At 35.3% G+C, this 13,361-nt stretch carries 14 protein-coding genes; 7 read left to right on the forward strand and 7 right to left on the reverse strand.

Annotated features, from left to right (window positions below):
- On the forward strand, positions 1–605 hold a 605-nt coding region (locus tag ACILQF_RS04680), incomplete at its 5' end, for a glucokinase (protein ID WP_395626254.1).
- 1 nt (position 606) lies between these two features.
- Here the strand turns inward: ACILQF_RS04680 and ACILQF_RS04685 are convergent.
- The 4 genes from ACILQF_RS04685 to ACILQF_RS04700 form a co-directional block, all read right to left on the reverse strand.
- A complete protein-coding gene (locus tag ACILQF_RS04685; RefSeq protein ID WP_395626255.1) occupies positions 607–1,098 on the reverse strand; it encodes a pyridoxamine 5'-phosphate oxidase family protein in 492 nt (163 codons plus the stop codon).
- Positions 1,099–1,162: 64 nt separating this feature from the next.
- Positions 1,163–1,597, reverse strand: coding sequence for a hypothetical protein (locus tag ACILQF_RS04690; protein WP_395626256.1), 435 nt, complete (start codon positions 1,595–1,597; stop codon positions 1,163–1,165).
- 175 nt (positions 1,598–1,772) lie between these two features.
- Complete coding sequence (locus tag ACILQF_RS04695; RefSeq protein WP_395626257.1) at positions 1,773–3,065, reverse strand: M20/M25/M40 family metallo-hydrolase; 1,293 nt, start codon at positions 3,063–3,065, stop codon at positions 1,773–1,775.
- 71 nt (positions 3,066–3,136) lie between these two features.
- Positions 3,137–3,907, reverse strand: a complete 771-nt coding sequence (locus ACILQF_RS04700) for a CDP-alcohol phosphatidyltransferase family protein (RefSeq protein WP_395626258.1) — start codon at positions 3,905–3,907, stop codon at positions 3,137–3,139.
- A gap of 317 nt (positions 3,908–4,224) precedes the next feature.
- Between ACILQF_RS04700 and folE the strand changes: the two genes are divergently transcribed.
- The 4 genes from folE to ACILQF_RS04720 are packed head-to-tail and all read left to right on the forward strand — an operon-like array spanning position 4,225 to position 7,510.
- Positions 4,225–4,911, forward strand: coding sequence for a GTP cyclohydrolase I FolE (folE, locus tag ACILQF_RS04705; protein ID WP_395626259.1), 687 nt, complete (start codon positions 4,225–4,227; stop codon positions 4,909–4,911).
- The gene (locus ACILQF_RS04710) at positions 4,911–5,627 is read left to right on the forward strand and encodes an SDR family NAD(P)-dependent oxidoreductase (RefSeq protein ID WP_395626260.1); all 717 of its coding nucleotides are present in this window, start codon (positions 4,911–4,913) and stop codon (positions 5,625–5,627) included. Before folE ends, ACILQF_RS04710 begins: the two co-directional genes overlap by 1 nt.
- Before the next feature lie 2 nt (positions 5,628–5,629).
- The gene (locus tag ACILQF_RS04715) at positions 5,630–6,241 is read left to right on the forward strand and encodes a flavin reductase family protein (RefSeq protein WP_395626261.1); all 612 of its coding nucleotides are present in this window, start codon (positions 5,630–5,632) and stop codon (positions 6,239–6,241) included.
- Positions 6,242–6,265: 24 nt separating this feature from the next.
- The gene (locus ACILQF_RS04720) at positions 6,266–7,510 is read left to right on the forward strand and encodes an FAD-dependent oxidoreductase (protein WP_395626262.1); all 1,245 of its coding nucleotides are present in this window, start codon (positions 6,266–6,268) and stop codon (positions 7,508–7,510) included.
- A 7-nt stretch (positions 7,511–7,517) separates the two neighbouring features.
- Here ACILQF_RS04720 and ACILQF_RS04725 read toward each other — a convergent pair whose 3' ends face one another.
- The 3 genes from ACILQF_RS04725 to ACILQF_RS04735 all read right to left on the reverse strand — a co-directional run bounded on the left by ACILQF_RS04725 (position 7,518) and on the right by ACILQF_RS04735 (position 11,011).
- The gene (locus tag ACILQF_RS04725) at positions 7,518–9,110 is read right to left on the reverse strand and encodes a DUF1501 domain-containing protein (RefSeq protein WP_395626263.1); all 1,593 of its coding nucleotides are present in this window, start codon (positions 9,108–9,110) and stop codon (positions 7,518–7,520) included.
- Positions 9,107–10,732: a DUF1800 family protein gene (locus ACILQF_RS04730; protein ID WP_395626264.1), complete on the reverse strand. Its 1,626-nt coding sequence runs from the start codon at positions 10,730–10,732 to the stop codon at positions 9,107–9,109. Before ACILQF_RS04730 ends, ACILQF_RS04725 begins: the two co-directional genes overlap by 4 nt.
- Before the next feature lie 120 nt (positions 10,733–10,852).
- Entirely contained in the window at positions 10,853–11,011 is a 159-nt protein-coding gene (locus tag ACILQF_RS04735; RefSeq protein WP_395626265.1) for a hypothetical protein, read from the reverse strand.
- A gap of 212 nt (positions 11,012–11,223) precedes the next feature.
- Here ACILQF_RS04735 and ACILQF_RS04740 point away from each other — a divergent pair, with 212 nt between their 5' ends.
- Together ACILQF_RS04740 and ACILQF_RS04745 are read left to right on the forward strand one after the other, a co-directional pair.
- Positions 11,224–12,729 carry a PQQ-dependent sugar dehydrogenase gene (locus tag ACILQF_RS04740; RefSeq protein WP_395626266.1) on the forward strand — a complete coding sequence of 502 codons (1,506 nt, stop codon included), beginning with the start codon at positions 11,224–11,226 and terminating at the stop codon, positions 12,727–12,729.
- Positions 12,730–13,115: 386 nt separating this feature from the next.
- Positions 13,116–13,361, forward strand: a 246-nt coding sequence (locus ACILQF_RS04745; protein WP_395626267.1) for a DUF1080 domain-containing protein, incomplete at its 3' end; no start/stop codon positions are given.

Raw genomic sequence — 13,361 nt, forward strand, 5'->3', positions numbered from 1 at the left:
ATCAAATTTCAGGAAATGCGGCTGTAATAGCTCCAGGCACAGGTTTAGGCGAAGCAGGGATTTATTGGGATGGAAACTATTATCATCCCTTCGCTACCGAAGGTGGGCATGCTGATTTTGCTGCTCGCAATGCGCTCGATTTTGAGCTTTATCTTTATTTACAAAAGCAATTTGGGCATGTAAGTTGGGAGCGATTACTTAGCGGACCTGGAATTATTCAGATTTATCAATTTCTTATTCACGAAGTTAAAAGAGAGGAAAGTCTTTTTATAATGGAGAAGTTTATAAATGGCTACGATGCCTCCATAATTAGTCAGAATGTAAAAAAATGCATGTTATGCAAGGAAACTATGGAGCTTTTTATCCGCTACTTTGCTTATGAATGTGCCAATTTGGTTTTAAAGCATAATGCTACGGGTGGTTTATTTATTGGTGGTGGAATTGCTCCTTCTATTTTAAACCTTCTTAAAGAATATGATTTTAATAGATATTTTTGTCAAAGTGGCCGCTTGAATGATTTAATTGAGCATGTTACGGTTAGGGTGATTCTTAATAGTAAAGCTGCCTTACTTGGGGCTGCTTGGTTTGCAGTAAATCGTCATTAATTCAAATCTTTGGATGTTCGCCACTCTCAAACCTTCCAGTTTTGGAACTTAAAACGATTTTAAATAGAATGAGCTCAATCTTGGTCTCAATGTCATATTCATTAACACTTATGGCATGAAAGGGATGTTGTGCTGGGTCATTCACTAAAGGCATTATTTTATGTATCAAGCCCTGCATGGCTCTTCCGCGTTCTTGTTGATCTGTAATTTCCTCAAATCTGCCCCAGGCAATAACTGTTTGCCATCGAAAAATGGATTGAATTTCTTCAACTTCAAAGCAAACCTCTGGGTTTTTACGCATCATCTCTATCTTTTTACCTAATGCCGAGTGGGAGATAATGCTTGAACCATCATAAATGTAATTGGTGGGAACTAGGTAGGTATTGCCATCCGCATGGCATGCAATTCGGCCAATTACTTGCCTCTTCAATAAATTATCGATTTCTATATCACTTAAATTTCCCAGCATGTTTCCGGATTTTATTTCGTTCAAAATTTTTTCTGTTCTCTATTTTTCAAATTCGAAACATTGCTTATTTCGATTAATGGATTTTGATCTATTTCAAAACGAGTGTTTTATGGGTTTCTTTTTCTTCTAATGCTCGCTCAAGTCGGCTTAAGAAGATTAACTCTGATTTATTTTTAGCAGCAAATGAAGAACTGATAGCAGAGGCGGTTTTCATAATCATTGCCTTAACCCTTTCAGTAAAAAGCTCAGGGTATTTTTCTTTGAAAATCTGCAAACAATGAATAGCTTTCCCTGGATCGGGATGTTTATCGTTCAACCAATCGAATACAATTTCAATTTGATAGGCTGAATCTGTTTCAAACTCATCAAAAGTTTCATCAAAATTTAACCATTCTGCTTTTACTGATTTACGGAGGGCTTCAAGCTCTTCTTTTCTTACCAATTTATCCACTGCAGCAGCAGCATAAAATAGCTTACCCAAGAGCTGGTAAAATCTTAAAATAGTTTTATTCGAATACTTCATCGACCTTATTTTTTGAAAGGTCAAATTGCATTTTTTACCTCAGTTCGTTTATGATGAAAAATGGTGTTTTGTATGATGCTTATCAAGTTTTGCATGGAGAGGGTAAAAACATATGGGATCGGTCTTTAATCTAGTTTTCAACCCTTTTTCAATGTCAATTATCAAAACAAAAGAATTATTTTGATAATCCAGCTTCAGCAACCAATAGAAGTAATCCAAATTTTATCGCTTCATCGCCTTTTTCATTAATCCACCATTCATTCAATGAATGAGAATTGCCACTATTGCCACCACGACCAATGGTAATACTTGGGATTCCTAAAGAAATAGGTATGTTTGAATTTGTGGACCCTGCTCCAATTCTAGCTAAACGATTAAATAATTCATTGGCAGCTGCCACCCTTTGAATAATTGGCAAAGTGTCTTCTTGCACTCCTGATGGTCGTTCACCAATTTTTTCAAAATTTAAACTAAGCTTGGGGCCATTTTTAACGCTTGTGTTGTAGTCGTTTAAGGCCTTGGTCATTTGCTCTTTTAATATTTTTTCGATTCCTATTAATTTCTCAGGACTTAAAGAGCGCATGTCTACTTCAATCCAAGTTTCAAAAGGAATAGAATTAACGGAGGTGCCTCCACCTATGCGTCCCACATTGAACGTAGTTTTTGGACCCGAACTTACAAAATCACTTGCCACAGTACTGAAATAATCAATGGCTTTACCCATCGCATGGTGTGGGTTTGCTAATCCAAATGCACCAAATGAATGCCCTCCAGGGCCATTAAAAGTTACTTTATAACGTAATGAGCCCAGTCCGCTTGTAACAACTCTAGTGATGTCGCCACCATCGATAGCAATGTGTGAATCTATTTTCTTAGCTCCCTGTTTAAAAATATTTTTGATTCCCCTAAGGTCGCCTAAACCTTCTTCACCAACGGTTCCCGCAAATAAAATGTCAGATTCCGTTCTAATAGAAGCCCTATTCATTGATTTTAAAATACTAAGCATCATACTTAGTCCGCGGGTATTATCACCTATCCCTGGTGCATAAAGCGTATCACCTTTCATTTTAACAGTTACATCTGTTTCGATAGGAAAAACAGTATCTAAATGGGCATCAATTAGCACAGTTTTGCCATTTCCTGTACCTTTTCTTAATGCTAAAACATTACCCACTTCGTCAATCCAAATACTATCAATTCCTGCTGTTTCAAGCATTATTTTGAAGTGTTCAGCTCTTTTTTGTTCCTGAAAAGGAGGGGCAGGGATTTGGGTAAGCTCAATAAGTTCTTTTATTCCTGTAGGCTCTAGCTCCTGAATGATTTCGAAAGCTTTTTGTATTTTATCGTTTTTGCTTATTTTCTCAATTTCCTTTTTAAAAGCTGCTTGAACACTAATATTTTTCTCGTTTTGAGCGAATACTATCGTATAAGCGAAGAAAAAGAGTGCGAAAAATGATGATTTTTTCATGAATTAAATTATTAGATAACTATTCAATAAATGTAGTAATTCAAAATTTACTACTACTATCATTTAAAGAATTAACGTAACAAAATTCTTCTTATTCCGATTAAAACAAGAATAAAAAAACTAAAAATTATAAAGAATGGGACAATATATTGAATCAAATTAAATGGAAGCATAACCGCGATAATAAGCAATTGAAAGCCTAATCCATAGATTGAAAGCATGGTCATGAACCATGAAGGGAAAGTTTTAACTTTATAAGCGTCGGGATCTAAAACATGAATAATCTTGTCGAAAAAGCCATAAACTAGGTAGTAAATTGAGAATAAGATAGTTACAGATTGTTGGCTTTCACCTGGCAATGCTCTTGGTGCTTTATATTCGAATATTTTGCTGGTTGTATCACCACCTTCTGATTTATTTCTCAAAATAACGTAATAGTAATTATAAAGTGTTCCCTGTAACTGAACCGCAAAGAATGCTATAAATGCATATAAAAAGCTTGTTTTGGTAACAATAGCAATCGTAGTAAAAATCATAAAATTTAAAATGATATCGAAAATACTATCTAAATATCTACCGGTATAAGATGGAGTTTGATTTATTCTGGCTAATTCACCATCGGCGGCATCAATAATTGATTTTAAGATGATAAAGAATGATGCCCACCAATAAGAACCTTGAATGATGCAATAAATTGCTGTAAGTCCGGATAAGCCAAAGAGTAATGTAACATGAATAGGAGTAATACGGGTGTGGCTTATTTGGTTTGCGAATAATTTCCCTGCCGACCTACCGTAATCGGAAAGGTCAAAGAATTTATCACGAGAATTTAATTTTGACATTGGAAATTAGAAGGTAATGCTTTTGACAATATAGTCGTGATTGCAAATGTATGATTGTTTAAACGTTTACGTATCAATAAATTCAATATCTTGAGCTAAATGTTCTTTTAAATTCCTTAATGTTCGATTTTGGCTAAAAATGATCCTTCGACAAGCATTTTTTTATAACCTCAGTCTACTAATTCCTGGAATCATTAGGGTGGCGTTGATTGCAATGTTTTAAAAATCTTTTATTATGACATAAGTGCGACCTTGCGAGACCTTGAAATTAAAACATAACCTTTATAATTGTCCCAAATTAATATGATATTATAGTAATGGATAAAAATAATACGCTACAAGGTTTAATCAGTGCCGAAGATCAACTTTTGGATTTGATTTCTGATGAGCATATATCTACTTCGTTTGATACTCCTTTGAAGCCAGATGCCTTTAAAATGGATGATGAAACCAAAATTCAATTGATTAGCAATCATTTTTCTCAAATCATGGATATTCTGGGCCTCGATTTGACAGATGACAGCTTGAAAGATACTCCGAAAAGAGTTGCTAAAATGTATGTAAAAGAGATTTTTAGTGGTTTAAATCCAGATCTAAAGCCTTTGCCAACATTATTTGAAAATCAGTACAAATACAATCAAATGCTGGTGGAACGTAATATTTCAGTTTACAGTAATTGTGAGCATCATTTTGTTCCTATTACGGGTAAAGCGCACGTGGCTTATATTAGTAATGGAAAGGTAATCGGACTTTCTAAGCTCAATCGTATTGTTCAATATTATTCTCAAAGACCGCAGGTTCAGGAGAGATTAACTATTCAAATTGCAAATGAAATGAAAGCCGCATTGGGTACTGATGATGTGGCAGTTATCATCGATGCTCACCATCATTGTGTATCTTCAAGAGGTGTTCGTGACATGAATAGTTCAACAGTTACAGCAGAATATTGTGGCAAATTTTTAATGCCTGAAACAAGAAATGAATTCTTAAAACATATTGGATAATGAATTTTCAAGGTAAAAATATTTTAATTGTGGGTGGTAGTTCGGGCGTGGGACTTTCATTGGTGAAATCGCTTGCTGCCAAAGGCGCGCAAGTTTATTCAGCCAGCAGAAGTACTTCCTCCGAATGGCCGTTAGGAGTAATTCATATCCCATTTGATGTTTTAGCCGAAGGTGCATCTGTAGCTGATAGTCTTCCAGAACAATTACACGGTTTAGTTTACTCAGTTGGTAGTATTACACTGAAACCTTTTAGTAGGTTAACTGAGGAAGACTTCATTACAGAATATCGTCTAAATGTGGTTGGTGCTGCAAAAACCATTCAGCAGGCTTATCGCGCATTGAGAGGTGCGAAACCTTCATCAATTGTTTTAATTAGCTCGGTTGCAGCTCGTACGGGGATGAGTTATCATGCGAGTATTGCCTCTGCAAAAAGTGGGGTAGAGGGTTTAGCACTTTCATTAGCAGCAGAATTTGCATCTCAGGAAATCCGCGTAAATGTGGTTGCACCTTCATTAACAGATACTCCAATGGCTGCAAGTCTTTTAAGCACGACCGATAAACGTGAAGCATCCGCAAAGCGCCATCCATTAGGTAGAATTGGAACCCCTGAGGATATTTCCTCCGCAATTTCATTTTTATTGTCGGATGATAGTTCTTGGATTAGCGGACAAGTACTAGGAGTTGATGGTGGCATGAGTACTTTAAAAACGCTATAATTATGAACTTTGATCGGGATCATATCTCAGCAATGGAGAAACGTTTTCGAACGACATTTATTAATAGTTTACCAGGTTATAAATGCCTTCAATTACTAGGTACTATCAGTGAAACGGGGATTACAAACCTGGGCCTATTTAACTCTGTTTTTCATCTTGGAGCTAATCCAGCTTTGTTAGGGATGATATTTAGACCAGATGGTGAAGATCATGATTCATTACAAAACATTATACAAACAGGCCAATACACGCTTAATAATGTATTACCCCAATGGTTTAAACAAGCGCATCAAACAAGTGCAAGATTCCCATCGGGACATTCTGAATTTGAGCCTTGTGGTTTTAACGAATCTTATATAGAAGATTTTAAAGCGCCATTTGTAGCTCAATCGAGTATTCAAATTGGTTTGGAAATGAAAGAATTAATTGATATTTCCATAAATAATACTAAAATGCTAATCGGTGAAATAGTTTCTGTTTCAATGGAGGATGCTATCCTAGAGAGCGATGGCTATGTAGATCATTTAAAAGCAGGTACCGTTACAGTGGCTGGCTTAGATAGCTACTTTACCGCCTCTCATTTGGGTAGGTTGGCCTATGCTAAGTTTGTTTAATTCTAGGCTATAGAAGAAGAAGTTTTGACTAAAAATAAGACTGATGTTTTAATTATTGGAGCTGGTCTTGCCGGACTTAGTGCTGCGCGTGTATTGAAAAGTGCCGGTCGTGATTTTAAGATTCTTGAAGCTTCTGATGCACCAGGAGGTAGGGTAAGAACAGATCACTTGAATGGATTTTTGCTAGACCGGGGTTTTCAAGTCCTTTTAACTGCTTATCCAGAAGCTAAACATTTCCTTGATTATAAAGCTCTTGATTTACAAGCTTTTAGTCCCGGTTCAATTATTCTAAATGATTCAGGTATAGATCAAATTGGCGATCCTCTTCGCGAGATTTCTTCGCTTATCACAACCTTGAAATCTCCAGTAGGTAGCTTTTTTGATAAGATCAAACTTCTCAAACTCAAATTAAAGTTAGCAGGTTCAAGTATAGATGATATATTCTTAAAACCCGAAATTTCGACCCTCAATCATTTGAAAAACTCGGGTTTTAGCGATCGCATAATTTCTAATTTTTTCATTCCTTTCTTAAGTGGAATTTTTCTAGAAAATAAACTGGAAACTTCCTCCCGAATGTTTGAGTTTGTATTTAAAATGTTTAGTGAGGCAGATACAGCTATACCCGCAAAAGGTATGGGCATGATTCCGATGCAGCTAGCTTCCAAACTTTCTCCTGAAGAACTTATTCTCAATGAATCTGTTTTAAGTATTGAAGGGAATGAAGTTTTAACTGTTTCAGGTAATAAATATCAAGCAGACACCATATTACTTGCCACAAGACATGATTCTTTCCCAATGCCTTTTAAAAGTCTGAATAAAGGACAGAAATCAGTTACGTGCCTATATTTTTCAGCTGATCAAGCACCGTATCAACAAAAGTTAATTGCTTTGAATGCAAATCCCACAAAGCTTTTAAATAATGTAGCGGTGATGAGCAATGTCTCTAAAAACTATGCTCCAGAAGGTAAATCATTGATTTCTATTTCAATTATTGAGGATTGTGATGCTTTTAATGCTGCTGAATTGGAGTTAAAAGTTAAGGATGAGCTTAAATTCTGGTACCCTGAATGTGTGGATTGGAAGCATCTTAAAACCTATAAAATTCCATACGCACTTCCTGAAAATAAACATGTTCTAAATGATATAAATCCTTTGTCAATTCGATTAGACGATTCAACCTTTATTTGTGGGGATCATTTATTAAATGGATCAATTAATGCCGCCATGAAAAGTGGTAGGCTTGCAGCAGAGTCAATTTTATCTCTTTGACAATTGATTAGTTTACAAGAAGCATGGTTCTAACTTGTTGTATTGTTTTGTTTTGTAATCTAGCATAATAAACACCTGGACGAAATCCTTCATTTTCAAAAGTGATTTTATGATTTCCTGCGTTCATTTCTGTATCTAAAAGTGTTTTAATTAATTTCCCCTCCGTATTAAATACCTGAATCAAGGTATGTCCACCCAAACTTTCATAAGATATTGTGGTTGATGTTTGGAAAGGGTTTGGATAATTACTAATGAGATTTTTATCTGCGTTTGCGATAATTATATCTGGATTACTAGACATACAAGGCGCTGATTGCTTAATAAGAGGCAGATTCTGAAAGTTTTTTAACATTACATTTTCAAGTGTTGTTTCAGGAACACAGAACCATTGCTGCAATAGAGATGCATAAATGGACCTGAAATCATACTGCATGGGGATGTTGTCTGCAGTGCCGGTGCTTAAATTGATTATCGGACTTGTACCAGTTACATTGTTTTGAGCGTAGTGTCCAAAAACAAATAATGGAGCTGCTGCGCCATGATCGGTTCCTCCACTTGCGTTCGACTTAATACGCCTTCCGAATTCAGAGAAGGTCATGCCAATCACCCTTTTACTTGAATTAAGGAATTCAAGATCATCCATAAAAGCCTTAATTCCTTCTGAAACTTTTTGCATTAGATTTGCATGTGTTCCAGTTTCTGTAGCATTTGAATTAACTTGCTGAGCATGAGTGTCAAACCCTCCTAAGCTTACCATATAGATTCTTGTTTTTAAACCTCCAGCAATTAATCTTGCCACTATCTTTAATTGGTCTGCTAAGGAGTTACCTGTCGGATATCCTGAAAATTGCTTTGTCACTCTTGCTGCGGCTGCTTTGATAACAGTTCCATATTGTTGCGTTTGTTGAGCAATCTGGCGTACATAGGTTAATTCTTTTCCCCCTCTGGTATTTGGAGCAACACCTTGTATCCCATTGATTAGGTTGTAAAAATTTACAGGATCTGAAATTGCCATTCCCATGTTCACCGCAGGGCCCTGCATTGCAGGGGAAACAAATGAACCAATCTGAATAGCCAATGGGTCTGGCATTATTGTGTTTGGATATCCTGTTGGAAAATTGCTAAATTCTTCATGTAAATAGCGGCCAGTCCATCCTGAATTTATCGTTTGGTTTGATTCGGATGCACTAAGCCAGATATCTGTTGCCCTAAAGTGTGAAAAATTGGGCTGTGGGTAACCAACCGACTGTACGATATTAAGCTTTTCGTTATTGAATAGAGTTTGTAGTCCTTTCATGGAAGGATGCAATCCAGTAAAGCTTGTACCATTCAACTTAAGTATCTTATTTTGTGGAATGATAATGTTTGAACGGGCATTACTTAAATTATCGTATTGATCAAATGGGATAACCATATTTAAACCATCGTTTCCACCGTTTAATTGGACTATAACAAGTACATGGTCAGTTTCGGTTGGAGCCTGAGTTAGGGCAGAAACTAATGGAGATTCTGCAAATGCTTTAAAAGTAAAACCATTAATGAGTGCAGGAAATAAAATTCCAGCAGGTGCTGTATTTTTTATGAAATCCCTTCTTTTCATGATAATTGATATTCAGGGAGGTTCATTAGATATTTAAACATTGCCTGCAACCTTGTTAAAACGATTGCTTTATTAGCGGCAATATTCACATTAGACTTATAGGTAATCCATGCACCTGTCCAATAAGAATCTGTTGTTTGTCCGGATAGAAGAATACTTTTGAGAAAAACTTTTACTTCTTGTGATACATCTATTGCATAAATTATTGATATACTATCAGTTATCAGAATGTTTGGGTCGGCTGGGTTTGATAAGCTGTCAACAAAAGAAAGTATGTCAATATTTATCTTTTTCCCATTCCTAGTATAGCCATTTGATATCATTATGTCGCTAAACTGGTTACGTCGAGGTAAAGTGTCTGCATTAATCCAAAGTTCATGATACTGCGGCTCTTGATGGTAGGCAGGCCATCCGGCAACACTTGGCGGGTCTCCAATATTTTGCTGCATATTAGAGGCTTGCGTACGGATATAATCATGCATAAAATAATGATTTGCTAAATCTGTTGATATCGGGAAATTAATAATAAACTCCCTGCTTAGTCCGACACAAAAATCAATTGGACTCTTGATTAAACAGGCCCTATTTACAGGGTCAAAGAAATGTTCGCTGCTAAAAAGTGCTTTTAAGACGGGTTTTATTTCATAATTACTATTCCTGAAAATTGTAGCTAATGGTGCAATTATATTCGCTTCAGTAGCATCGTCAATCTCATAATAAATAAAAAATCGGTATAAACGGCGGCAAATATAAAGCGCTGTTTCAGGTTGTTGAAAGATTATATTGATCAATTCATCTACCTCTGATGCGCCATTTACTCCAGTTTTTCCGGTTATTAAGAAATTATTATAAAATGCTGAAAATTGTTTGTTTCCAGTGTCATGTCTGTTGGGATCAAATGCCGAACTAATGGTTGTAGCATTAACTGTGAAACCTGTTAATACTCTTGCAGCCTGCTTTACATCGTTTTCGGTATAATTTGACTTAGGTCCCTTTCCTAAAGTGAATAATTCTTGTAATTCTCTTGCGTAATTTTCATCAGGAGAGTTTTTGTTATTTAGATAACCGTTCAAATAACGGAGCATTCCCGGATCAGTCGTAATCTCTTTGATTAAGGTTTTGAAATTGCCAAGTGCTAAACCTCTGATTAGTGCATTCTGCTTGTAGGCATATCTTGGATCGTTAATATCTAGGGCTTCTGTGGCAAAATGATTATGCCAAAATAAAACCATTTTTTCATGAATAGAGGTGTTTTGATTTAGCATTAAGCCAATCCACCATGCTTTTAGTGAAGAATTTCTGCGGGAAGTATTATTTCCATCAAGAGTAGCAGTTACCCAAGTTTGGCCTAATGGAACAATTGGATCTGTGTAATTCGCATCGTTATAATTATTTACCGGAGGAGAAGGTTTAGGTTCGGCTGTAAAAAGTATATCTAGTATTTCATCCAAAGTTTTGCCTCTTAACTTTTCAAGGTCTGATTGCTTAGTGCCAAATAGAACTCGTCTTAATAAATGGTTAATATCCCCGTTTCCCAATGGTGGGGAATAAGCAAATAATCTCGTATTGGTACGAAATGCGGTAGACTTTGTTTTTGAGCTAAGGAAACTTCTTCTATCCATTAAGGATTAAAATATTGATATTAACTAACCGAGTTGTAATTTAATTATATCCTCTAAAATAGAGAATATTTATCAAGATGTTATATTTAATTTCATTTTAAAATTATGTGATTATTCTCATTAAATTTTATCTTTAGGATGATTTTCGGGTTTCCCAATATCTTTATTCATCGTTTCTATAAATTCTTTTTGATCTTTTCGATTCCATTTGATTAATAAAAGGAGCAGGATGATTATAAAAATCAAAATGGCAACAATAATTAAATGATCAGTTTTCATGGTCAGACATTTATAAACATGTAAATATTAATTACCAATGTCAATATAAGGTTAATTCAGAATGATTTTTGATACCATGTTGGTTTAATAATTAATTATTGTTTCTTAAGTATCAAATGGTTTATATTTATCTCAGATTTTTTAAAACTTAAATTCAATTTCCTTCTTTTTTCTTTTTGAGAGAATAATATAATATCCAATAAATCTAGATTATGAATTACCTATTTCTTAGTTTTTCTATTGCTTTTAGTGTCTTTGGATACTTTTTTGAACTACTTGAACCTAAAAATAAGGGACAGCAGTCGGGAATAAAAATAAAAGCAACAGAAATATCAATTGTTGCACAAAATCTAAATGTTCCATGGGAAATTGCTTGGGGCCCGGATAATAAAATTTGGATTGCCGAACAGGAGGGTTTAATTAGTAGGGTAGACCCCAATACGGGTAAGAAAGAGGTTTTGCTTAAATTAACAGATGTTTGGAAGTTAAGAACCTCTGGTTTACTTGGAATGGCTCTTCATTCTGAGATGAAGAAATATCCTTATGTTTTTTTGAATTATACCATTGAAAAAGACAAGAAAAAATTCTCGCGATTAGTTCGATATACTTGGCAGAAGGATACCCTTGTTCTCCCTAAAGTTTTAATGGAAATTCCTGCAGCTTTGGGTCATAATGGCTCTCGAATAGTTGTTAATAAGGGTATTGTTTATTGGGCAACTGGAGATGCCTTGAGTCTGGTTGATTCGCAAAACCCGCTAACACCTAATGGGAAAATCCTAAGAATGCATGTAGATGGTTCTATACCAATAGATAATCCAATGAAAGGAAATCCAGTCTGGGCATGGGGCTTTCGTAATATTCAGGGTATGGCATTCTCTGCTAGTGGCCAACTTTATACCTCAGAACACGGTGATACCAATGATGATGAAGTCAATTTGATTTTAAAAAATAGGAATTATGGTTGGCCAACCGTTCAAGGTTTTGCCGAAAATGATGCGGAAAGTGCTTTCAAAAAAGCGAATAATACCGTTGATCCATTATTAGCTTGGACTCCAACTATTGGTCCTGCAGGCCTTGATTTTTATGCTTCAAATAAAATTCCCGAACTAACTAATTCATTGCTTCTTGTTTCCTTAAAGGGTAAAAGTTTAAGATCTCTCAAGCTTGATAAGGAGGGTAAAGTAATCCTTGAAGAACAAGTGTATTTTGAAAATAAATTCGGTAGGGTCCGTGATTTATGCGTTTCTCCTGAAGGGGATATTTATTTAGCTACTAGTAACCGCGACTGGAACCCTGTTGCTGGTTTTCCAGTGTCAGATGATGATAGAATAATTAAAATTTCCAATTTAAGTAAATCAGATCCTCAAAATTTACTTTCTTCCTTGCCTTCTGGTTCAAAGGCTGAGAATCTTTACCTTCAATATTGTGCCTCTTGCCATAAAGAAAATGGGATGGGATTAAAGGGTGTTTTTCCTTCCTTACAGAACTCTCAAGCGGTGGTTTTAAATCCTAAAGACTTAATTAAAAAGGTTTTAATGGGCTCTAAAGGACCTGCTGTGATTAATGGTATTAGCTATGATGCGGCTATGCCTTCATTTGGATTTATGAAGGATGAAGATTTGCTTGATATTTTAACTTACATCCGTTCGATGGGTTCAAGTCATGCCACACCAATTGATATTAAAATGATAAAGCAAGTTCGAGAATCTCTTCATTAATTGTTCAATGGATTCTGTTTTCCGAGTTTCAATATATTGAAAACTCAAATAAAATGGTCGCCTTGTGGTTTAATAAAAGATTTTAATAAAGCTTTACTGAAAAAAATGACAGCAAGCCACATCAAGCTGTTAATTTGACGTGCAAATTCATTTGAATTTAGAAGCAAAATAATCAATCGTTTTGAATGTTTTTCTAGAGGGAATTTGAGTCGAATTTTTGTTAAGGTTAGCGTAATAATTTGATAGAGAGCCTTATTTTAGAAGCTATGGTGTTTTTGTAAATTTATAGATTAACAAAGCAGAATTGATTCGTAATATTTTTAATTTTCAAGCTACGCGATTAATTAGATAAAATTGAATTTGTACATTTAATAAAAAAAAAGAATATGAAGGCTAAGTTATTCACATACATTTTACTTTTAATGGCATTTAGTTCTTCTGCTCAGTCGGAAATGGAGAAATGGGAATATTTGTTCAATGGTAAAGATCTGAGTGCTTGGAAAATTTTAGGTGGTAAAGCCAATTATCATGTGCAGGATGGTGAACTAATTGGTACTACCGTATCGAACACTCCAAATACTTTTCTTGCAACTGAAAAAGAATACGGGGATTTTATCCTAGAAGTCGAATTG

This window comes from Daejeonella sp., assembly GCF_044232565.1.
In the GTDB taxonomy this organism is placed as follows: Bacteria; Bacteroidota; Bacteroidia; order Sphingobacteriales; family Sphingobacteriaceae; genus Daejeonella.